Source organism: Spiroplasma phoeniceum P40, assembly GCF_003339775.1.
GTDB lineage: Bacteria > Bacillota_I > Bacilli_A > Mycoplasmatales > Mycoplasmataceae > Spiroplasma > Spiroplasma phoeniceum.
Genome location: NZ_CP031088.1, coordinates 1,339,131 through 1,361,246 on the forward strand (window position 1 = coordinate 1,339,131; position 22,116 = coordinate 1,361,246).

The window sequence follows — 22,116 nt, forward strand, 5'->3', positions numbered from 1 at the left end:
ACCTCGTTCCTAATATTTTTATTTTATAATATTTTCTGGAATTTTAATAATCTTTTCATTTAAATAACTTAAATGGTCTGGCAATTGATGAAAGATTAAGGTTGTTGAATATAAAGCAATCATATACTTCTTTGTTTCTTGTTTTGCTCCATATTTAACATCATTAATAATGGGGTGATGTAAATAACTTAATGAAGCCCGAATTTGATGCTTACGGCCAGTTATTAATGTTGCTTCCAATCACGTTGCATTTGATATCTGAGCTTGAATTTTAAAATGTGTTTTAACTACTTTAGCATGTGGTTTCTCTGTTTTAGTAAAAACCATTTTTTGTTTATCTTCATCTTTATATAAATAACCACTAAGGGTAAAATCAGTTTCTTGAATAATTCCTTCACACTTTGCTAAATATTTTTTTTCAATAAATTCTTTTTGGTTAATTTTAGCTAATAACAAATCTAATGTAATTTTATTTTTCGCATATAGCACTAATCCTCGTGTTAATTTATCTAATCGATGAACATGGGAAATGACAAATGACTGTTCATCCTGCGGATGATATTCATCTTTTTGGATTAAATAATGTTGCACCATAGCATCTAATGAAGTATGAAACTTTGAGTGCATTTCTAATCAATGTGGTTTATCAACAACAAGAATGTTATCATCTTCATAAACAACTTGTAATGATAATGGTGCAACATTATTATAAGTTGCTGTCTGGTTTCGTTCTGTTACAACTAAATTTTTATCAAAAATAATAATTTGGTCTCCTAATTGAAGTTTATAATTTCGTTCTTTTATTACTTTGTTATTTACTTTAATTTTTTTATTACGAAATAACTTATAAATAACTGATAACGGAGTTGTTTGAAACATTTTTTTAATAAAATTAAAAATTGTTTGATTAACATCATTTGCTTTAACTGTTAAATTAACAACTGTTTTTGGTTCCATACTTCCCCCGTTTTCCTAGTATTAATTATATAATGAAAGTTAACCATTATCCGAAGAAAAAACATTCTAAGCTATTATTTTAGAATGTTTATCATTTTTTGTTTTCTGTTTTTCTTCAATTTTTAAGATATTTGCTTTAATTTCTGCAATTTCAGCCACATCTGTAATTTGATTAAATAAATGATATAACATATAATTTTTTTCTTTTTCTTTCAAAAGATGTTTATCGAAGAAAGCGACTGTCTCATCAATTGTTTTCATTAACTCATAAGCTTGTTCACGAGTAATGCTATTATTTGATAATGGTTTTTTCACCAATTTTGGTAATTGTGTTACAAAAGCATAGTCTTCCAATGCTTTTTCTTTTTCAGTATAATAGAAAATTCGAAAAGCACTCACTTTTGCTCCAATTGTTTTAATAGCATTACGAACACCAGTAACTTTTGTTGACAACATATTTTTGATAAAGACTGCAATAATAACAGTAATTGTCCCAATTGGAATAATAATTGAAACAATCAAGTTTAAATCAACACCAAATTTTGTTGCAAACATTGCTTTAATTAAAGTATAACCATTTTGAATTAGTAAAACAGTAATAAAGAAACTAAAGTTAGTTGCTTTTCATCATTTATGTGGAACTAAAACTTCTGTTTGACGGTTCAACAGGTATCAGAAGAAATATGACACTAAGACTAATAAAATGCCATATATTAAAGTAATTAAGGTTGTTAAAAAGTTAAAAAAACTAAAAATTATTGTTAAATTTGTTAAAAAGTTTAAATACATTCACGGATTAAAAATAACATAATCATTTGGAAAAGTTGTTGATAATCTATAACGAACTTCAAAGCGATGACGTTGTGCTATTTTAATAAAAATGACAATATAATAGCATAACGCAATCAAGGCAATCATCCCCGTAATAAATAAATATGAATAAGCCATATTAATATTTGTTGCACGTTGATTTCATGCTGCACTTCAATCGGTTACATTATTGTTTTCTCCAAAAAAATTAAAGGATAACAATGAAAAATCAATTAATGGATATGTAATACTCATTAAATTCTTATATGTTTCTTGCACTTGTTCAGCTGATTTTTTCCCAGCTGCAATTTCTGCTAAAGTTTTTGAAACATAGTTTTCACTATTAATCCGATCACGTTCATTAATAAATAAAATTAAAAATGTAATAATTACGGCAGTATAAATAATCCAAAAAAGCATTGAAACTAAATACTGCCAACCAACTAATGCTGTTAGTTTATTGGTTTTTATCATTAGCATCACCTATTTTCTATTTTTTTTAAATAAAATGAAGTATGTAAAATGAAGTGCAACAAATCTTTATTAATTAAATAATATGAATCCTGTAAATGCAAGCAGTAATTTTTGCCTCTTTTTTTTTAATAATAACATCATTTTTCGAAAATGCAACTCTTTTTAAAAAAAAATAAAATATTTTATAAATATAACTTAATTTAACCATATTTAATCACACTAAAAAAGCATTTATTAAATTTTACACAAATAAATTTATATAAAATTCTCTAAAAATAAATCTTTTGCTGTTCTTCAATTCAAAATATGCCTTAATTTTTCATTTATAACATTAACTACTCAATTTATTTTTTGTTGACTAACATTATTAAAATCAGTTCCTTTAGGAAATCAGTGTATAGCAGATTTATGGTCTTTTCCAACAACAGTATCCATTTCGAATCAACCAATATCAGATTTTTTATTTTCAATTTTTTAATGTTTGCACTACACCAGCGGGCATAATATATTTTGTATAATGTTTATATTTATATGGTACTGGTGGTAATACATATTGTGGGTAATTAAATGTTGGTATTTCATAGTCATGTGGTAATAAGAAACTAGTTTTATAATTAGTTGTCATATCACGTAAATAATTATTTAAAACACTTTTTGTTTTACCTCTAAAACTTCATACTGATAAACGTAAATAATCTTCTTCATTATTTGTATATGGATTATCAGCATAAAATATAATTTCAAAATTACCTTTATATAATGCTTGTATTGAAAACATATCAATTATATAACTACAATTTGTACCATCAGGTGTTTGTAAGAATTCGCAATCATTATCTAACTCACTTTGACTAACTGGTGTTTGTGCATCTACTGCTTTTGTTTGTTCATTAATTAAATAAACTCTGTTAGTTTTAGGATTTAATTGTTTTAAATTATATGTTGAATAAGTTATTTTTTTAGTTGGTTTACCATCTTTAGTTAAAACAGTACCTTTGCATTTATTAGTTAATAAAGTTGTAAAACTAAAACTAGTAGCATTAGCACCAATTAAAGCACCAATTTTATCATTACCTTGTTCTCTAAATATTTCAAATGGTAAATAACCTTTACCAGCAGACTTATCACCTCAAAAGGCATCATTATAAAAACTATGCAGTATACCACACACATTTTAAAGATTACAAGAAAATAACAAAAATAATAAAAATATTTATTTATAATTATAAAAATATCATAAAATAAATAAATAAAAAATATAAAATTAAACACACTAAAAAATAATTTATTAAATTTTAATTAATAAATACATATTTTATTATTTTAATGACATATTTTATGAGTTAATTTACATATTATTAATTAATTAAAATATAATAAACTTATTTAGTTTAAACACAAAAACTTAATAATTTAAAATTATTTAATTAAACTTAAACTATTCAAAAAATTAAATGGTGTCTGAAAATTTAAAGACTTATGTACTCTTTCAAAATTATAAAAATAATAATAATCATTTAATTTATTCTGTAAACTAACTGCATTTAATATTTTTTCTTCAAATACAAATAATTTAGTATAATTTTGATGAAATCTTTCAATCTTACCGTTTGACTGTGGAGAACGAACCGGTGTTGTCTGATGAAAAATATTTTTATCTGTTAAAAATTGAGTAAAATTAGTTTCTTTAACAGTATTTTTTTGATTATTCCGATAATTATTAATAAATTCAGAACCGTTATCAGTTCTAATTCGTGTTATTTTAACACCAAATATATTTTTAAAATCACTAATTGCTTTTTTAACAGCAGCAATAGCATTATCAATACTTAATTTATCATAAACATATCCTAATGCTAATCTTGTTTTTTCATCAATAAAATCATAAACATAATACTTTTTATCAACTGGAAATTTACTTGGTACAAAATATTTAGCGTCCATCTGTAACAAACCTATTTCTTTAACTTCATATCTTGGATGTTGTTTTTTAATTTCTTTAATTTTATTTTTTATTTTTAATCATCTTTCATCTTTTTTAAGTCAACGAAAAAATGTTTTTAAATTTTTTGATGCTTTATTTTTTAATTCTTCTCCATGAATTCCTTTTTTTAAATTATAAAACAAAGATAAAACACCACCAGCATGTTTATTACAATATTCAAAATATAAATCACAAATATTTTTGCGAATATGATTACTGTATTGATAATTAATATTATGTGGTAACTTTGATTTTAATAATAATTCAGCAAAATCATTATTTTTATATGCAATTAAAATTTTATTCGCTCAATAATAAAAAGTTGAAAATTTATTTTTAAAATATTTTTTAATTAAATCTTTCAATAAAAATTTACCACTATTAACATAATAATCATTACACAAATTAATATATGAAAATATTTTTTGTTTTATTCTTTTATAATATTTATTTTTATAATTTTTACTCAAAAAACTCTTTAATTTTGCTTGTAAATCAAACAAATTAAAATTATTAATAATATATTTCATTATTTTACACCTACCATCAAAAATATATAAAATTAATATTTAATACGAATAATTGATATATAATTGATATAAGATAAAATCAATTATATGCATTTTGTAATCGAAGTGCAACAAATCAGCTTTGAAAGGAGTTGATTTTTTATTGAAAAGAAACATTATTTTATTTTGCGGTCCTTAGTAATTAAGTATAGAAAAGATATTGTTATTAATACTGTAAATAAGATAGTAATTAATAATGTAAAAGAAAATGAATAAATTATCCGCGTAATTTATTAGCGGTAATTTATTCAATATAGTTTATTTTGAGCGTAGCGAACACGCAGAGCGTGACGCGATATTTAAAAATTTTGAAATGAGATATATTATGCCAACTTGATTAACGACAATATTTATAGTGTAAAAATATCAATTTAATTATATTTAAGGTATTATTATGGTTTTCTCTCTGTATAAAAATATTTATAAATTTGTTAATTTATTAAAAATTCGAATAATAAATTTAAAAGTTACTATTAAAATTATTATTAGTGAAATAATTGTTTTAATTGTTAATACCATTCATGATAATCAAAAAATAGATGGCATCACATTTGTAAAAAATGAATTTATTAAACTATTTAAAATAATTTATATATAGAGAGAGAGAGAGCCATAATAATATCAACTTAATTATAAACTTATGATTTTATATTTTAATAACTATTGTTAAAAATTAAATAGTATTTTTCAGTGTACCAATTTTTATTATTTTTATATTTAACAATGTTTATTAACATTGTTTATTAAACATTAAATAAACAATATATTAGCATTATTTATAACATTGTTAATAATCAGTGTTTATTACAATTAAAAAACATTATATAGACATTATTTATAACATTGTTTATTAAATAAATATTTAGTTAGGAGATTATATTATGGATATGAAATTTAAAACAACTAAGGAATATAAAAAAAATAAAGAAAAATTTTATGTGCTTTTATAGTTATTATTTTTGTGATTATTATGTATATAAAATATATTTTTGAAATTAAGGTAGAATTTGATGTTGAAAAAGAAAAATTAAATCAATATTGACAAATTGAAGGAGTTGATAAAATTGAGTGATTTTGTTAAGAAAAATCAGAATATAGAAAATTATTTTATTAGTAAGGAATTTATCCCTTTTACAACAGAAAAAGCAAGTTTTATTAATTTACCCATTCATAATCGCCATATTGGTTTTTGATTGAGTAATAAGTTTATTTATCCGAGTGAAAAACATTTGGAACAAGTAGGAATCGGTTTGATTTATGATAATTCTTATCCTATTGTAAAGTATGATGAAAATTTAAAACGCCATATTTGAAAGTATTTAACTGGAACAAAATTAATCAATTTATATAATCAATATAAACAAAATTATTTTACTAAAATTTCCTAGTGTGCCTTAACTAAGATATATAATCGATTATAATAAATATTAAAATCCTTTAACCATAACACGGAAAAAGTTTAAGATTTTAATAATACAAAATATAGCAAATGGAATTAATATAATTCACGCTTCACCTAAGAAAACCATTATCTCAGGTAAAATATTTGTTATACCTTCTTTAACTTTTCATAATGCACTAGATAAACCAGTTCAAATACCAGTCATACCCTCAGTCATAGTTTTAGGTGTAGGTGCTGTTAAAAAATTAAACGCTGTTGTTAAATACATACCTAACATTATTTATTACTCTCCTTTCTTTCAATTTCTTTTTTTTCTTTTTTCTTTCCTCGAATTTGTTTAATTTTTTGATAAATTGATAAACCAATTCAAGCAAAAATCTTTAATATAATAACAACACTAAATATTGTCGTTAATCAAGTTGGGCATAATACATCTCCTTTCTAAAAACTAAAAAATTGAAATTTGCAAACTCGCTCCGCTCGTTGTCGCTTCGCTCCATTAAAAACACTACTGAATAAATTATCCGCTAATAAATTACGCGGAATAATTTATTCTTTTACTTTTTAATTTCAATATCTTTTGCAATCTTATTAACAGTATTAATAACATTATCTTTACCATACTTTTTCACTAGGGACCGCAAAATAAAATATTGCTTTGTTTGCATAATTTCAACTCCTCAATTAAAAATATTAAAAAAAATTTACTTTCCAAAACTGTAAAAACCAAAAATACAAAATGTATGTGGTTTCTACATCTTTTTATTAATTATTTTTATGAAATTTGTGCGATTAATATAAAAAAGGAACTGTTATTAAGTTCCTTTTTGTTCTTTTCAATCAGTAATTTTACCGGTATTTTTGTCAATGGTAGGTATTTGTGGTTCACCATTACCATCTCAACGATAAAGACCTTTAATTAATCCTTTTTGTAAATAAGAATTCTTTATAAGATATTTACTAAAAATAAAACCATTTGATTCAATAATTCCATAAGCATTATTACTATTATTAATAAATTTTATTTCTTTTAATTTACTTTCTTTTTCATTTTTTAAAATAAAAAAATACCAATTATCATCAATATTATTATCAAAATAATTGTAATCAGTAATTATTTTTCAATTACTACCTTCTGGTGGTTGTTGTGGATTATATTGTGGTTCTGGTTTATTATCTCCTCCACCGTTTTCATTATTATTTTCTTTTTTACAACTGATTAATGTTGTTGTGCTTGTTGGGGTTAATCCGATTGCTCCTATTATGCTAAGTCATTTTTTCATATAGATTGCTCCTTTTTATTTTTTTATATATAATTGGTCTTATAACATATTAATTATATATCAATTATTAGTATTAAATATTAAAAATTTTATAAGTTAATGAAAGGTATATAAATGTTATGTATAGTCATTTAAGTTTTATGGATAAAGTTAAATTAGAACAATCATTATTATCAAAAATTTTTTTAAAAAAGAATGGTGAACAGAATATTTCTGCAATTGCTAAATGTTTGAATAGACATCGTAGTACTATTTTACGAGAAATTAAGCGTTTTAAAACTACTGATGAATATAGTTGCTTATAAGTCAAATAAAATGTATTATGAGAAAAGAAAAAAGAATAATAAAAGATGTAAATTTACGGAAGAGCAGATTAATTTTATGAAAATTAGACTTAATAAATATCGTGATTCTCCGAGAGAATTTATTTATCGTTATTTTTTAAAATTTGGTGTTAAATTTCCGGTTTGTGTTAAAACATTTTATAAATGAATTCGTTTAGGTTTTTATGGTTTTTTAAAACAGAATTTGCGACATCGTGGTAAAAAATATAAAAGAAAAGGAAAATCTGATAATCGTGGTAAATTAACTGATTTTAAGTCAATTTGAGATATTGAAAATAAAGTTTTTAATGTTGGAGGATTTGAAATGGATATAGTAGTTGGTAAAAGCCATCAGTCTGCTGTTTTAGTTTTAGTAGAACAATCAAGTAAAAAATATTTTGCAATAAAATTAGAAAATCATACTGCTAGGTAAGTTGAGAAAAAGTTTAAAGATATTATTATAAATAATAATTTAATTGGAAAAATAAAAGGAATAATAACAGATAGAGGTAAAGAATTTAGTGAATGACGAGAAATGGAAATATTTGCTGAAACACAAGTATATTTTTGTGATGCTGGTAAACCTCGTCAAAAACCTTTAATTGAAAATATAAATGGTGAGTTTAGAAAATGATTTCCTCCTGGAAATGATTTTAATAATGTTAGTCAAAAACGAATTGATTGAGTAGTTAATAATGTAATAAATGATAAAATCCGACCGTGTTTAAATTGAATAAGTGCTAAAGAAATTTTTTTGCATAATATATAAACAATAAATATTTAAAAATGTACATTAACTCATAAAATATGTCATTAAAATAATAAAATATGTATTTATTAATTAAAATTAATAAATTATTTTTTAGTGTGTTTAAATATGGATAAAATAAAAGAAAAATTAAAATATTTTTAATTTTTTTAAATTTATGGTTGATTTTTGTAATTTTTATTATATTATTTAATTAATAAAGATTTGTTGCACTTAATTTTACATAATTCAAGATATTTTTCACGTAAAAAATTATTTTGAGAATTTCAATAATGTCGTATATAAGTTGTTGGATCAATTTTTCCTAGTTTACTAAGCATTATCTTTCATTCTTCCTTAATATCATCTATTTTTGAATTAGAAATTCTAAATTAAATGATTTTTTAATAAGTCAGCTGTTTCTAAATCTTTCCCACGAGCATTTAAAGTTTCAAAAATAATAAAATCTCCATTAATATCATCAGTTTTTACAGCTAATATGTTAAATTGTTCAATAAAAAGTTTGTATATTTTATTAAGATAATTAGATTTAGAAGTTTCTGACATAGTATCATTTAATTTTTCATTTAACTTTTTTATAAAAAAAAATCACGAGAAAATATAATTCTTTTTTGTGAATTTGACAATTTTTCCTTTGGAATTATTGGATTTTTGAATTGTATTACATCTTTAAAAAAAATTCTATCACTTTCACCTAAATATAATGTTTGTTCTTCGCGTGTTTCAGTAATTCTACCTATATATTTACTTGTAATATAATTGGCAGTCTCTTTTAAATCTTCTAAATTAATACTTTCAAAAAATTTCCTAAAAACTGATAGTAAAATAATAGTTGTTGTCATACGTTGCTGTCCATCAATAATAAAACTCTTTTTTTCATTAATACTATTATTAACAACTATTTGCCCAAAAAATGGGACTCCATTTCTCCATTAATCATTTATTCTAAATCTATTCAAAAATCAGTAAGTTCTTCTTTATCTCATAAATATTCTCTTTAATATTTAGGTATTCACTAAGTATCATCAAAAATAAAAGAACTTATTTTCTTAATTTCAGAACTCTTGATTGACATATTTTTCACCTATTTTTAAATTTCCCGTTTAATATAATATGAATTAAAATAAATAGCATTTCATATTTTCCACATGGCATAGTTTTTGTATAATAATTATAACATTCTAAAATATAATGTTAATAGATATTTAAAAAGTTCATGGAAGGGTGTTATTTTATAACACCCTTCCATGAACCTAAATAATAATATATTTGTTATCCATTAATGATTCCACATTTCATGATAATTCTTGTGAGTAATTCGTGGTAAAATCGTTTCTCTTCGACCAATAAAAAGATAATCAAAATAAAGAATTGCTTTCCAAAATATTGGCATAATAATAACAAATCAAATAAGAGTAAAGACTGGGACTCAGAAGAAATTAGTTCCTTTGGCCACTGGAATAATTCCTCTGTAAATAAAATCAATTAAACCATTAACAAACGATACTCAAATGTGCACATCAAACATCGACATAAATAAACCATTAAGACCAGCAAGTGGCGTATAAACACAAAAATATAACATTGGTGAAACAAAGAAAGTAAATAAATTAATAATAACATTATTCCCTGTTAAAATGGTAACCACCACAATTGCTGTCATTAAAATTGCTGTTGGCATACGGTTTTCTTTTTTACTAGTTAAAATAATGGCCGTACTAATTGCTAACGAACCACCAAAAACAAACGCATAATTTGGTGGTAATTTTAGTTGTAATAAATGACCAAAATTACTAGATAAAAACCAATTATAAGTTTGCGTAGAATAACCATTTGCTTGTGGTAACCGGTCAATTGGTAGTAAGTTAAGTCAATCTAAAATTGTTAAATGACGTTCTTCAAATGTTGGTTGGTTAATAAAATCCCACACTTTTTGAATTGTAGCATTATTCCAAGTATCATCAAAAATATTGTGTATTAAACCATAATGCACGGCAATATTTTTGAATAAATTTTCAAACTCTGTTTGACTTAATAATTCAACATTTGGGTTAATAAATAAATTAGTAACAAGATCTTTAAAACCAAATGGAATTAATAATGTATTTAATAGTTCATAAACAAAAGCAGCTCCTAAAAAATGGTTTGCATTTTGTTGTCACATTCATTGATAAATATGGTTTAAAACAATTGCAATTACAATTCATAGTAATAAGAAAAATAACGCTAAGAACATATTTGCTAAAACAACAAGTAAGGTAACAAATGAAAAACCATTTAATAAACCAAATGGTTTTGCCAAGCGTAAATCAATACACTTAATGTAAATGTATGATGAAATAATTCCTACTGTTATTCCCCCTAAAATTGACGTATTTAAAGTAACAAGGCCAAAACTTGAGCCTAAAAACATTGCTAAATTTTCACCTTGGTAAAAGAAGAGAATGCTTGTTACATAAATTTTTCCTTCTGGGGTTATTTTATATTGAATTAATGAATATTGCATCACAATGAAAAATAAAAAGCCAGTAACAGCAATTGCTACAGCTTTTACATTGTTGGTAATACTAATCACTGTTACTAAACAAAAGATAATTGATAAATTGTTAAAGACTGCTTTTCCAATCTTAATACAAACATCACCAATCGTTAGGGCAACAAGATTACTAGTATATTCTTGTAAAATCATGCCAATTCCATAAATTAAAACAATTAATAATAATGGAATAATTATTAAAGTAATAATTTTAATAAAATATTCATAAATATTTCTAATTTTAATTTTATTACTATTATTACAATAGCCTTTTCCGTTTTTTCTAATTTGATACAACTTATCAATTTTCAAAATTATTGTCCTTTCTTTACAAACAAATTAATTTTTTATTCATGGTAAAACTGGATTTTGCCAGTTTCTGAACTAAAAAATGGATAAGGCTTAATATATTGTTGTGAAATATTGATATTATATACAACACCAAAATTAATAATCTTCTTGTCTTCTTTTACTTGGCCAAGAACTGATAAACGAATAAAATCAGTAATATATTTTGATTCAATTGTCTTAATTATAAATTGACCATTTTGTTCTTGTAATTTAAAATCAGCAGTGTTAAAAGTATATTTTGACAAATCTTCTATTTTTTGGTCTCCTTTTAAATTAGTTTTCATACTTAATTTAGTAAATTTAAATTTTGGATATTTTTGAACAAATTCTGCTCAAGTCTTAGCATAGTTTCCATATTCAAAAACTAAAGCTTTTTGTTTATTGACAAAACCAGAGGCAAGTTTTTGCGCAGGAAAAGTATCTGTTCCTGTCATACTTGCAATACTATATTCTACTGCCTCTTGTGCAAATTCATGCGTTTGAACTGTTGAAGTTCCTTTATTAATATTTGGCATGCCTGCAACTGAAGTCGTTGTCGCTGCAATCATTCCTAAAGTAAATCTTTTCATATTTAAAAACTCCTTTTTGTATATATATTAAATTGATATTGTTGATAATTGATACATGGTTGATATAAAAATAGGAAATCCTATGAGATAATGATACCACATTTTTTAAAAAATGCATTTTGTAATCGAAGTGCAACAAATCAACTTTGAAAGGAGTTGATTTTTTATTGAAAAGAAACATTATTTTATTTTGCGGTCCCTAGTAACTAAATATGAAAAAGATATTGTTATTAATACTGTAAATAAAATAGTAATTAATAATGTAAAAGAAAATGAATAAATTATCCGCGTAATTTATTAGCGGTAATTTATTCAATATAGTTTATTTTGAGCGTAGCGAACACGCGAAGCGTGCCGCAATATTTTTAGAGAGGAGATGATGTAATATGCCAACTTGATTAACGAGAATATTTAGTGTTGTTATTATATTAGAGATTTTTGTTTGAATTGGTTTATCAATTTATCAAAAAATTAAACAAATTCGAGGAAAGAAAAAAGAAAAAAAAAATTGAAAGAAAGGAGAGTAATAAATAATGTTAGGTATGTATTTAACAACAGCGGTTAATTTTTTAACAGCAACTACACCTACACCTAAAACTATGACTGAGTGTATGACTGGGATTTGAACTGGTTTATATAGTGCATTATGAAAAGTTAAAGAAGGTATAACAAATATTTTACCTGAGATAATGGTTTTCTTAGGTGAAGCGTGAATTATATTAATTCCATTTGCTATATTTTGTATTATTAAAATCTTAAACTTTTTCCGTGTCATGGTTAAAGGATTTTAATATTTATTATAATCGATTATATATCTTAGCTAAGGCACACTAGTTTTTATATGTGATTTGATTAAATAATTTTGTTGTTTATTTTTGCACTATACACTGTCTACAAATTTATTTTTAAATAAATTTAATTATTTTGGTTATTTTTAGTAGGATTTAATAGAAATAAGAATATTTCTATTAAAGGTAATAATAATAATAATAATAATAGTTTTGAACTAAAAATTTTTATAATATTTTTTATAAATATACCTACTTTCTTTTAAAAACTTGTAGGCAGTATATAGTGTAAAAATATCAACTTAATTATATTTAAGGTATTATTATGGTTTTCTCTCTGTATAAAAATATTTATAAATTTGTTAATTTATTAATAATTCAAATAATAAATTTAAAAGTTATTATTAAAATTATTATTAGTGAAATAATTGTTTTAATTGGTGATACCATTCATGATAATCAAAAAATAGATGGTATCACATTTGTAAAAAATGAATTTATTATTTCTTCGATATTTTATTTCTTCTTTATATTTAAAATAATTTATACAGAGATAAAACCATAATAATATCAACTTAATTATAAACTTATGATTTTATATTTTAATAACTATTGTTAAAAATTAAATAGTATTTTTCAGTGTGCCAATTTTTATTATTTTTATATTTAACAATGTTTATTAACAGTGTTTATTAACATTGTTTATTAAACAAATATTTAGTTAGGAGATGATAAAATTGAGTAATTTTGTTAAGAAAAATCAGAATGTAGAAAATTATTTTATTAGTAAGGGATTTATACCTTTTACAACAGATAAAGCAAGTTTTATTAATTTACCTAATCATAATCGTCATATTGGTTTTTGATTGAATAATAAGTTTATTTATCCGAGTGAAAAACATTCGGAACAAGTAGCAATCGGTTTAATTTATGATAATTCTTATCCTATTGTAAAATATGATGAAAATTTAAAGCGAAATATTTGAAAATATTTAACTGGAACAGAATTAATCAATTTATATAATCAATATAAACAAAATTACTTTACTAAAATGAAAGAAGCGTTATTTTCAAGTGAACCTAAAAAAGTAAAAGCAAATAATAACAATAATAATTTAACAAATTGAAGTGTTGAAAAAGTAAAACAATTAATTAATGACTTAGAAAGTTTAAATTAAATGAGTTTATATGATTATTGAGTTCAATTTGTTAGTTATATTATTGGTGCAAATGCCCCTGAGTTTTTATATGTTATATCGTTTGTGTTATTTATTGTTTTGTTTTTTGGAATGTTTTTTAAACTTATTCAAAAAATGTGGAGTTTTTAAATATGCAAAATGATTGAATTAAATTAAAAGAGTTTTTTATTCATATATTTTTGTTTATAGATAAAACGAATGTTGAAAGTATTACAATGTGGAATTTAACGCAAAAATGAATATTTAACTTTGATGGTTGGTATTTGAATTGTTATTTTGTTTTTAACTTGGTTTTTCTTGTGAATGGTTTTTAAAATAGTTAGTTATTTTAAATAATTAAATTTTGTTATTATTATGGTTTTCTATCCCCACAAAATTTTAAAATTTTTTTTGAATATAATATATATTTTCATTACGAATGCAGTAATTATTAATATAAATAATGTTGTAAAAAAATATTTCTTTTTGATTTGTGTGGAGAGAAAACCATAATAATACTAGTTTAATTATAAATAACTATTGGAGGTAAAATGAAAAAATTTATATTTTTCTTTAAAAACTATTGTTATATTAGTGGTTCAATGCTTTTGTTTAGTTTAATTGATTTATTACTTTGGATAATTTCTTTGTATTGTGTTGGTTTAGTATTTTGAATATTATTTGCTTTGCAGTGTGTTTATTTTGTGTGATGATTGTGAAAAAATATTTTTTATCAGTTAAATGCTTTTCGGTTAGTGAATTTTGTTTGAGATAATCCGTTATCGGTAATTATTGGTAAGTTAGGAACTGGTAAAACATTACTTTTAACTTATTTATCGCAAACTATGAAATTATTGACAGATGAAATTTATAGTAATTATCCGTTAGAAGGTGATAAAGTTAAAGTTTTAACATTTAAAAATTTAGATTTTACCGATCAAACAAAACCAGCCCCACCCGATGATAGTGTTATTTTATTTGATGAAAGTTATTTGTATATTGATGGAACTAGTCCACATGATGAGAAAAAAGTTCATAGTGATAAAATACCGTGAATTGTTTTAGCGAGACATTTTGGTAATCGTGCGTTGTTTACTGCTCAGCGTGAAGGTATGATTTGAAACAATATTCGCCAGTTAGCAAGTGGGATTATTATTCCAATTTCATTGAAAAAACCCATTGCTAAAAAAGGATTTAATTTTTTTAATCGTTTCTTTATTATGCGAATTGGGATTTTCCAAAATATAACGGATTATGAAATTTGAAAAACAAAATCAGTAGAACGAACAGCAGAAGGTAAAAGAGCAAAACATAAGTCAGATGTTGGGTTAGGAATTCGGTTTTTTAAAATAATTATTCCCCTTGAATTCGCTAATAAGTATGATAGTCAATGGTTAAAGTTTGTGCGTGATTTAAAAAATGATGAAATTGTTGATAAAAAATTTTATTATTGGTCGGAAATTACAAAATTAAGTGTTAAAGAACGATTAGAATTGTTTGATATTGATATTTTGAAAAAGAATTTAAAACCTAAAAAAGAGAAAGGAAATGGTAAAGATAATTAATTTATTAGTTGAAAATAATAATAGTAATTGAGACAAGATTTTTAGTTTTGTTTTTGATATATTTTTGTTTATTTTTGATGTAATTTGAAATACAAAATTACCGATGACAAATACATCGATTGCTTATTTTTTAGTCTTTTTTATGGTTATTAAGTTATCTATTTATGCAATTTATGGCACATCAACACAATATAATAATTTAGGTTCAACAGTTAATAATGGTGTTTCGCAAGTATATTCGTCAACTGTACGAAAAGGTATTAATGTTGGTAAAAATGTTTATCAGAATAGTAATAAGCAACAAGTTAAAAAAGAACTTAAACGACAAAGTATTAGATATCAAGCAAAAAATATTAGAAGTACTAAATTTAAAGGAGATAAAAAGTAATGATTAAATTAGTTTTATTGGTGGCGGCGATTGCGATATTTGGAACTGGTTTTATTACTGTTATTATTAATCAATTTACATCGGCAAAAAATATTATTATGGATTTATATAATTCTGATACTTGGTTGATTTGATTATTTGGTAGAATGGCAATTTTATTTAGTCATACGTTAATGTTAACAATATCAAGTTTATATATTATTGGGTTTATTGTTTCAAAAACATTGTATAGTTAGGAGTTGAGTTTATGAAAATTAAAATTTTAAAGTTTTTAAAAGAAAAATGATGAGAAATATTAGTATATATTTTAGTTGTTGGTTTTGGTTTTTCTTTATTTATTGGATCAATTTACGATAAATGAGATAGATTAATTAATGAGTTTGGTATTTTATTCTGATATATGTTAGTTGCAAATTTTATAATTAATTTTAAAAAGAAGAAAGGTGTTAAAGAATAATGCGTAAGTCATTATCTTTATTTGTAATATTTATTTTAACTTTTTTGGGTTTGGTTATTCCATTTATTACTTTAACGGCGTTTAGACCCTTAAATGAGGAGCATTATACGCTTAAACAAGAGAGAATAGTACTGATAAAGGTATTAATGAAACTGATTTTATTAATACAATTTTTTTACGTAGCAGTTTTTTTGAAAATTGGTCGGAAACAAATTACTTTATTAATCCAACTTTAAAAACATCAAAAAAATTATCGTTTAATGATAAATGGTATTTGGATTTTTTACAAGATAGTTATTCTACGGGAGTTGTTTATGATAAACCTTGTGAAACATTTTTAAATTATTATCAACAATGACATAGTTTAAAAAAACAGTATATGGTTGATAAATTTTATGATGTTAAAAAGGAGAATTTTTTGGATGATTTAACTGATTTTATTTATGCTTTTGCCGTTAAATATAAGTTGTTTGATGTATCGAAAAAAATGTGGAGAATGTTGACCGTTATAAAGAAAATCGTTATCCAAGAGTTAAGTTGAAACAAGATAATTGAAAATTAAATACTAGTTCTACTTTGCAAGATAATAAATGATATATTGCAATTGTTAATGAGTTAGAATTTGATGATTTTTCTATTATAAAATTTAATTTTAAAGATAAATTAGTTTGAAGTGTTGGAGTACCTTATCATATAATTAATGGAGTATGATATATTGTTAATTCATATTATCGTTGAGATGGAGTTGGTGAACCACAAATACCAACTATTGACAAAAATAGTTGTGAAATAAATTACTGATTGAAATAGTTATCAACAAAATCGTGTAAAAAAAATTTATTAGTTTATCTTTATATTCTTTTTTGCGGGAAAATATTAGAGTTCAACAAGGTGGTAGTGCGGATTATGAAAATCCGAATAAGGTTGGTACAAAGCGGATAATTTTTGATTTTGAGACGGTTGACGAGTTGGGTGTTAAAAATATTAAAAAATCAATTTATCGGATGATTTTGACTGTTGATGAGGTAAATTTAATTATTTCTGGTAGTCTGGAATTAAATAATATTAATAATGACGATTTAAGTTTTAATTTTAGTTTTATGCGAACGGGAACGGGTGAAGTTTTTAATTTTAATGGTTCAATTTATTCATCATTAAATAGTAAAGATTTAAAGTATTATCAACAGTTTAGCGGTCAGTTTGATTTATCTAAGTTTTTACAGTTGTTTTTTGCAAGTGATTTGGTGCCAGTGTTTCAAAATCGTAGTTCGTTTATTGAAAATGGATATATTGATAATTTACAATATGATACTGTTTTAGTTAACTTTTTTGCGTTGAAATTACAAAATTTTAATAATATTTTGTTGAGTGAGAATATTAACGATAAATTACAATTTGATAAATTATTAAGTAGTATGTTTAAAATTTCGCAGAAATTTTATACTAATTATTTACGCACGATTTTTGATTTAGAAAATAATACTTATGTTCAAGGTTATAATAAAAAATATGGTTTGTTAGTAAATAATGGTTTTAAAATTTATCCACGATATTTTTATTTTTCGGATAAATATAAGCAATTAGATATTAAATTATATTCAGCATTTAAAAATCGGTTTTATACGATTAATAATTATGGTAGTGTTTTTAATTATGATTTTTCGGTTGCTAATAATTATGATATTAAGTTAAATTCGGGTTATGTTTTTGGCGGTAATTTACAAAATAAATATGGTTTGCAATATAAAAAAATGAAGAACAAAAAATCGGTTATAATGTTTTTGAATTGCAATCACAAAAAGAGAATGATATGTACCGATATTATGATTTTAATTTTGGGATTTATAATTGACAAGAAATTAATAATGGTGGGTTGTTCCCCGATAAACAATGATGACAAGTGCAATATGTAACGCCAGAGGGTTGATGAGATTTTGGTGCTCATATTAAAAATGCGGTGATTTGAATTGTTAATACTATTCCGGGAGTTAAACAAGTTAATGAATTAGCGAGTGGTGTTGGAAAGGTTTTTGAAACAGTATATGGTTTTTTTATTCAAATATTTGAGGTATGAAAATTTAATCCAGCATTGTATAATACAATAACAAATATCTTTTTATTAATTATTTTTATGAAATTTGTGCGATTAATATAAAAAAGGAACTGTTATTTAGTTCCTTTTTATTCTTTTCAGTCAGTAATTTCACCACTATTTTTGTCAATAGTTGGTATTTGTGGTTCACCATTACCATCTCAACGATAATATGAATTAACAATATATCATAATAGGGGCAATTGGATTAACAGCAACAAGTACAACAATACTAATCAGTTTTTAAAAAACCAAATAATAGTGAAAACGGGAAAGGTAATAAACCCGAACATACACCAAAAACACAAGAAATAAAACAAGAACAACAACCACCAGAAAATAGTAATTGAAAATTAAATACTCGTTATACTTTGCCAGATAATAAATGATATATTGCAATTGTTAATGAGTTAGAATTTGATGATTTTTCTATTATAAAATTTAATTTTAAAGATAAATTAGTTTGAAGTGTTGGAGTACCTTATCATATAATTAATGGAGTATGCTAAGTCATTTTTTCATATATATTGCTCCTTTTTATTGTTTTATCAAGGAAAGGGGCTTCGCCCCTAAGTCGCTCCGCGACTTTTACCCCTTTAAGTAAGGTGGTGCGTGGATAAACCACCACACCACCTTACTTTTTTTACCAACAACATTATTTTTACTATTAAAAATAGCGTAAAAGTCCGTTAACCATTGCTAAAACTAAAATAGAACTTAACATAATTTTAAATGTAATATCAAAAGCAAACAAATTACCAATATTATTAAACAATTCAGAAACATTACTAAACACATGTACTATCCCATTAACAAATTTATAAATTTCTTTCATACCAGGCAAATTATTTACAATCCAAATTGCCGCATTTTCAATATGAATATCTAAACGGTATCAAGCACCTTTTTTATAAGGTAATTGTCAAATTTTTCCATCATTAAGTTCACCATTTCAATCAGTAGCATTATAAAGACTAAAATTAAAACCATTAATTGAAATAGATCTATTTTCTATTAATGTAGTTGTACTAAATCTAATTAAATTAAAACCTTGATATTTTGACCTATCTGTCATATCTAATAATTTTATTGATTGAGTTCATTTATCATTATTAGAAGGTAAAATATTAGTCTTATAATCTCAATTTGAATAATAAGAAAAATAATCATTAGTACTATTTATCGTATAGGCATTATATAATTGCACTCGTGGTTTTAAATAATAAATATCTGTATCAGGAAATCTTAAAATATTAAAAACCATTGATTTTGGATATAATAAAAAACCATTTTTTACAAAAAACACAAAACCTAAATTACCATTATTAGATGTAAAATAAATAAATTCTCTAAAATTAGAAATATCAAATATAACTCTTAAAACATTAGAATAAAAATAATCTAAAACTTGAAATAAATTATCCAACGAATAAAAATTTTGTTTAACATCATTAACAAAATAATTACTGTTAGATTTTTTAAGAATATCCATATTAAGCAATTCTTTATAATTAAAATTTAAAACTAAATAATTCATATCAAAATGTTTATAACTCTGATTGGCAATAATTGGCATAAATAAATATTGTATAATTTCTCAATTAAAAGTAAATTCATATTTTATATTGTTTTTATAAATAAAAATATCTAACAATTTATTTGGCGTTTTATAATCTATTATTAATCTACCCAAAGAACCCACCTCAGAAATATCTTTTGGGTTTCAACTTAATAAATAACTTCAAGCAGTATTTTTAATTTTATTAAATCAAAAATTACTATCATTTTTATCAGCACTTACATTTGGAATAAAAGGAGTTTCAACACCAAAACTAAATGCATAATTACTAGGGTCTAAACCTTGCATAAAATAATCTTGTCGCAACATTAAAGTAGACTGAAAATCATATTCATTTGCTTTTGCATAAGTTAAATCACTAAAATTATCATTATTTCTTGTTTCTACTTTACAAACATTACTAATATAATTTATAGTTGTAGCACTACAAAAAAGAAATATTCAACCAAATATTAAATAAAAAATAATAAATATATCTAATAATCGTTTTCTCATTGTTTTGACCCCCTAAACAATAAAAATAATTCTAATACCCATAATAATAATTCCAAACGCCATATATAACTGGAAAATAGGATGTGTCGCAATAATAAATAACTGTGCTACTAATTTATAAAAATCATTAGCAGACTCCAAATAATTTTTAACAGTAGAAAAACCTAAATCTGTTGCCACAACAATATTAGCAATAAAACCAAATCCAACAGTTAAACCAATAACAAAGAAAAATATTAACTTTAACATTATTTATCACTATCCTTATTATTACTTTTAGAATTATTACTTATATTTTTAACTCCATTAGATATTTGCTTACTTGCTTGTAAAGAAGAACGAGAAACTGAACTTAAACCACGAGAACTATTAACCAATAACATAATGACATTTATAACACCACCAATTACTCAAATTACAAATAAAGGAATATTTGTACCTGGCAATTTTAAAGTTCACATTCAATCCATTATTTTCATAAAAATATCAACCACAACATTAATAGCACCATTTCATACATCATTAGCAAGTAAATTAATCATTTTCTAACTCTCCCAAATTCTTTAATAAATGTTCCATCCCCATCTCTCGTAATTCATTAATCGTAATATCTTTTTTAACAATACTAGGTCAATTTTGTTTAATATAACTTGGTACTTTATCATTTTTTAAATCACGCACAAATTTTAAATATTTACTATCATATTGCATTGCAATAGATAAAGGAATTGTTATCTTAACAAAATTAATACCAATATCTTTATTAGATTTTTTACGAACTCTTTTTCCATTTGCTGTTCGTTTAACCGTTTCAGTTTTTCATGTTAAATAATCATCTAAATCATCAAAAAAACCTATTTTCATTTTAAAATAAGGAAAAAATATACTAGGTGGAATACATTGCATAGGAACAATAATCATATTAGCAATCTCTCTATATTCGACTCAATTTTGATTAATTCGTTGTCCAGCAAAAACAATATTATTATCAAACTGACGACATAATAAAAAATATGCTTTTAAACCACTAAATTTTTTATCATTTTCCTTAGGGTTTGTACCATTTATATATAAAAATATTTCATCAAATAAAATTAAACTATCATTTGGCGGTATTTTATATTTTTTATTTTTAAAATCTAAATGGTTTAAACCTAAAACTCCAATTTTTTCATCATTAATAAAATAATTAGAATAAACATTATCAAATTTAGCAATTTGCGATAAATAAGTCATTAATAAAGTTTTACCAGTACCCAAAGCACCGTTAATAATTGATATTGGACTACTTTTAACAATTTTAATTAATTTCCGTGTTTGAAAAAGATTACTAAAAAAAGACCAAAAGAAGATAATATCAAAAATTACTAAAAAAATAAAAAAGATAATATCTATAACTGATGTAGAACTAAAATATATAAACTGTAAATTAAAACAAACAATAAAAAAATAGAACAAAATATTTGCCATAAATCAATTTACATATCAATAAGAAACCTTAATATTTTTTTGTCTTCTAAATAAATTAAAATAATTTTTAAACATAT

At 23.3% G+C, this 22,116-nt stretch carries 26 protein-coding genes and 5 pseudogenes; 13 read left to right on the plus strand and 18 right to left on the minus strand.

Annotated elements, in window-relative coordinates:
• Nucleotides 1–18: 18 nt before the first annotated feature.
• The 5 genes and pseudogenes from SDAV_RS08175 to SDAV_RS08195 all read right to left on the minus strand — a co-directional run bounded on the left by SDAV_RS08175 (nucleotide 19) and on the right by SDAV_RS08195 (nucleotide 4,755).
• Nucleotides 19–957 carry a pseudouridine synthase gene (locus SDAV_RS08175; RefSeq protein WP_114565233.1) on the minus strand — a complete coding sequence of 313 codons (939 nt, stop codon included), beginning with the start codon at nucleotides 955–957 and terminating at the stop codon, nucleotides 19–21.
• A gap of 66 nt (nucleotides 958–1,023) precedes the next feature.
• The gene (locus tag SDAV_RS08180; protein WP_245938340.1) at nucleotides 1,024–2,241 is read right to left on the minus strand and encodes a hypothetical protein; all 1,218 of its coding nucleotides are present in this window, start codon (nucleotides 2,239–2,241) and stop codon (nucleotides 1,024–1,026) included.
• A gap of 255 nt (nucleotides 2,242–2,496) precedes the next feature.
• A pseudogene (locus SDAV_RS08185) lies at nucleotides 2,497–2,712 on the minus strand (hypothetical protein); the annotation flags it as partial.
• Nucleotides 2,702–3,412 (minus strand): hypothetical protein, encoded by a 711-nt coding sequence (locus SDAV_RS08190; RefSeq protein ID WP_114565234.1) that lies wholly within the window; start codon nucleotides 3,410–3,412, stop codon nucleotides 2,702–2,704. The pseudogene SDAV_RS08185 and the gene SDAV_RS08190, both read right to left, overlap by 11 nt.
• Nucleotides 3,413–3,660: 248 nt before the next feature.
• Nucleotides 3,661–4,755: a DDE-type integrase/transposase/recombinase gene (locus SDAV_RS08195; RefSeq protein WP_114565235.1), complete on the minus strand. Its 1,095-nt coding sequence runs from the start codon at nucleotides 4,753–4,755 to the stop codon at nucleotides 3,661–3,663.
• Nucleotides 4,756–4,842: 87 nt separating this feature from the next.
• Between SDAV_RS08195 and SDAV_RS12195 the strand changes: the two genes are divergently transcribed.
• A complete protein-coding gene (locus SDAV_RS12195) occupies nucleotides 4,843–5,010 on the plus strand; it encodes a hypothetical protein (protein ID WP_186823489.1) in 168 nt (55 codons plus the stop codon).
• 848 nt (nucleotides 5,011–5,858) lie between these two features.
• A pseudogene (locus tag SDAV_RS08205) lies at nucleotides 5,859–6,176 on the plus strand (DUF3627 domain-containing protein); the annotation flags it as partial.
• A gap of 45 nt (nucleotides 6,177–6,221) precedes the next feature.
• On the opposite strand, the gene SDAV_RS08210 reads toward SDAV_RS08205, so the two are convergent.
• The 3 genes from SDAV_RS08210 to SDAV_RS12200 form a co-directional block, all read right to left on the minus strand.
• The gene (locus tag SDAV_RS08210) at nucleotides 6,222–6,473 is read right to left on the minus strand and encodes a hypothetical protein (protein ID WP_114564470.1); all 252 of its coding nucleotides are present in this window, start codon (nucleotides 6,471–6,473) and stop codon (nucleotides 6,222–6,224) included.
• Nucleotides 6,473–6,625 carry a hypothetical protein gene (locus SDAV_RS14120; RefSeq protein WP_114565594.1) on the minus strand — a complete coding sequence of 51 codons (153 nt, stop codon included), beginning with the start codon at nucleotides 6,623–6,625 and terminating at the stop codon, nucleotides 6,473–6,475. Before SDAV_RS14120 ends, SDAV_RS08210 begins: the two co-directional genes overlap by 1 nt.
• Nucleotides 6,626–7,011: 386 nt before the next feature.
• Nucleotides 7,012–7,479, minus strand: a complete 468-nt coding sequence (locus SDAV_RS12200; RefSeq protein ID WP_186823369.1) for a lipoprotein — start codon at nucleotides 7,477–7,479, stop codon at nucleotides 7,012–7,014.
• A 119-nt stretch (nucleotides 7,480–7,598) separates the two neighbouring features.
• Here SDAV_RS12200 and SDAV_RS08225 point away from each other — a divergent pair.
• A pseudogene (locus SDAV_RS08225) lies at nucleotides 7,599–8,571 on the plus strand (IS30 family transposase).
• Between the two features lie 185 nt (nucleotides 8,572–8,756).
• On the opposite strand, the gene SDAV_RS14125 reads toward SDAV_RS08225, so the two are convergent.
• The 5 genes from SDAV_RS14125 to SDAV_RS08245 all read right to left on the minus strand — a co-directional run bounded on the left by SDAV_RS14125 (nucleotide 8,757) and on the right by SDAV_RS08245 (nucleotide 12,027).
• Entirely contained in the window at nucleotides 8,757–8,891 is a 135-nt protein-coding gene (locus SDAV_RS14125) for a hypothetical protein (protein ID WP_281268791.1), read from the minus strand.
• A 46-nt stretch (nucleotides 8,892–8,937) separates the two neighbouring features.
• Nucleotides 8,938–9,117 (minus strand): GmrSD restriction endonuclease domain-containing protein, encoded by a 180-nt coding sequence (locus SDAV_RS08230; protein ID WP_114565237.1) that lies wholly within the window; start codon nucleotides 9,115–9,117, stop codon nucleotides 8,938–8,940.
• 29 nt (nucleotides 9,118–9,146) lie between these two features.
• Nucleotides 9,147–9,473, minus strand: coding sequence for a GmrSD restriction endonuclease domain-containing protein (locus SDAV_RS08235; protein ID WP_114565238.1), 327 nt, complete (start codon nucleotides 9,471–9,473; stop codon nucleotides 9,147–9,149).
• Between the two features lie 377 nt (nucleotides 9,474–9,850).
• On the minus strand, nucleotides 9,851–11,419 hold the full coding sequence (locus SDAV_RS08240) for a PTS transporter subunit EIIC (protein WP_114565239.1): 1,569 nt from the start codon (nucleotides 11,417–11,419) through the stop codon (nucleotides 9,851–9,853).
• A 35-nt stretch (nucleotides 11,420–11,454) separates the two neighbouring features.
• Entirely contained in the window at nucleotides 11,455–12,027 is a 573-nt protein-coding gene (locus SDAV_RS08245) for a hypothetical protein (RefSeq protein ID WP_114565240.1), read from the minus strand.
• A 112-nt stretch (nucleotides 12,028–12,139) separates the two neighbouring features.
• Between SDAV_RS08245 and SDAV_RS12205 the strand changes: the two genes are divergently transcribed.
• From SDAV_RS12205 to SDAV_RS14670, 10 genes and pseudogenes are all read left to right on the plus strand, one after another.
• Entirely contained in the window at nucleotides 12,140–12,307 is a 168-nt protein-coding gene (locus SDAV_RS12205) for a hypothetical protein (RefSeq protein ID WP_186823490.1), read from the plus strand.
• A gap of 106 nt (nucleotides 12,308–12,413) precedes the next feature.
• Nucleotides 12,414–12,554 carry a hypothetical protein gene (locus tag SDAV_RS08250; protein ID WP_186823370.1) on the plus strand — a complete coding sequence of 47 codons (141 nt, stop codon included), beginning with the start codon at nucleotides 12,414–12,416 and terminating at the stop codon, nucleotides 12,552–12,554.
• 6 nt (nucleotides 12,555–12,560) lie between these two features.
• The gene (locus SDAV_RS08255; RefSeq protein WP_114565241.1) at nucleotides 12,561–12,818 is read left to right on the plus strand and encodes a hypothetical protein; all 258 of its coding nucleotides are present in this window, start codon (nucleotides 12,561–12,563) and stop codon (nucleotides 12,816–12,818) included.
• A 725-nt stretch (nucleotides 12,819–13,543) separates the two neighbouring features.
• A complete protein-coding gene (locus SDAV_RS08265; RefSeq protein ID WP_114565243.1) occupies nucleotides 13,544–13,993 on the plus strand; it encodes a DUF3627 domain-containing protein in 450 nt (149 codons plus the stop codon).
• A 152-nt stretch (nucleotides 13,994–14,145) separates the two neighbouring features.
• A pseudogene (locus SDAV_RS14450) lies at nucleotides 14,146–14,350 on the plus strand (DUF2649 family protein).
• Nucleotides 14,351–14,544: 194 nt separating this feature from the next.
• Complete coding sequence (locus SDAV_RS08275) at nucleotides 14,545–15,558, plus strand: hypothetical protein (protein WP_114565244.1); 1,014 nt, start codon at nucleotides 14,545–14,547, stop codon at nucleotides 15,556–15,558.
• On the plus strand, nucleotides 15,551–15,946 hold the full coding sequence (locus SDAV_RS08280) for a hypothetical protein (protein WP_114565595.1): 396 nt from the start codon (nucleotides 15,551–15,553) through the stop codon (nucleotides 15,944–15,946). Before SDAV_RS08275 ends, SDAV_RS08280 begins: the two co-directional genes overlap by 8 nt.
• The gene (locus tag SDAV_RS08285; RefSeq protein ID WP_114565245.1) at nucleotides 15,946–16,182 is read left to right on the plus strand and encodes a hypothetical protein; all 237 of its coding nucleotides are present in this window, start codon (nucleotides 15,946–15,948) and stop codon (nucleotides 16,180–16,182) included. The genes SDAV_RS08280 and SDAV_RS08285 overlap by 1 nt, the downstream gene beginning before the upstream one ends.
• 11 nt (nucleotides 16,183–16,193) lie before the next feature.
• The gene (locus SDAV_RS12210) at nucleotides 16,194–16,403 is read left to right on the plus strand and encodes a hypothetical protein (protein ID WP_186823491.1); all 210 of its coding nucleotides are present in this window, start codon (nucleotides 16,194–16,196) and stop codon (nucleotides 16,401–16,403) included.
• A pseudogene (locus tag SDAV_RS14670) lies at nucleotides 16,403–18,558 on the plus strand (spiroplasma phage ORF1-like family protein). The gene SDAV_RS12210 and the pseudogene SDAV_RS14670 overlap by 1 nt, the downstream one beginning before the upstream one ends.
• 26 nt (nucleotides 18,559–18,584) lie before the next feature.
• Here the strand turns inward: SDAV_RS14670 and SDAV_RS08295 are convergent.
• The 5 genes from SDAV_RS08295 to SDAV_RS08315 form a co-directional block, all read right to left on the minus strand.
• Entirely contained in the window at nucleotides 18,585–18,713 is a 129-nt protein-coding gene (locus tag SDAV_RS08295) for a DUF3688 family protein (protein ID WP_151202523.1), read from the minus strand.
• Nucleotides 18,714–19,162: 449 nt separating this feature from the next.
• Complete coding sequence (locus SDAV_RS08300) at nucleotides 19,163–20,569, minus strand: spiroplasma phage ORF1-like family protein (RefSeq protein ID WP_114565247.1); 1,407 nt, start codon at nucleotides 20,567–20,569, stop codon at nucleotides 19,163–19,165.
• A 12-nt stretch (nucleotides 20,570–20,581) separates the two neighbouring features.
• On the minus strand, nucleotides 20,582–20,818 hold the full coding sequence (locus SDAV_RS08305; protein ID WP_071937724.1) for a hypothetical protein: 237 nt from the start codon (nucleotides 20,816–20,818) through the stop codon (nucleotides 20,582–20,584).
• Nucleotides 20,818–21,111: a hypothetical protein gene (locus tag SDAV_RS08310; RefSeq protein ID WP_114565001.1), complete on the minus strand. Its 294-nt coding sequence runs from the start codon at nucleotides 21,109–21,111 to the stop codon at nucleotides 20,818–20,820. Before SDAV_RS08310 ends, SDAV_RS08305 begins: the two co-directional genes overlap by 1 nt.
• Nucleotides 21,104–22,114, minus strand: a complete 1,011-nt coding sequence (locus tag SDAV_RS08315) for a hypothetical protein (protein WP_114565248.1) — start codon at nucleotides 22,112–22,114, stop codon at nucleotides 21,104–21,106. The genes SDAV_RS08310 and SDAV_RS08315 overlap by 8 nt, the downstream gene beginning before the upstream one ends.
• Between the last annotated feature and the right edge of the window lie 2 nt (nucleotides 22,115–22,116).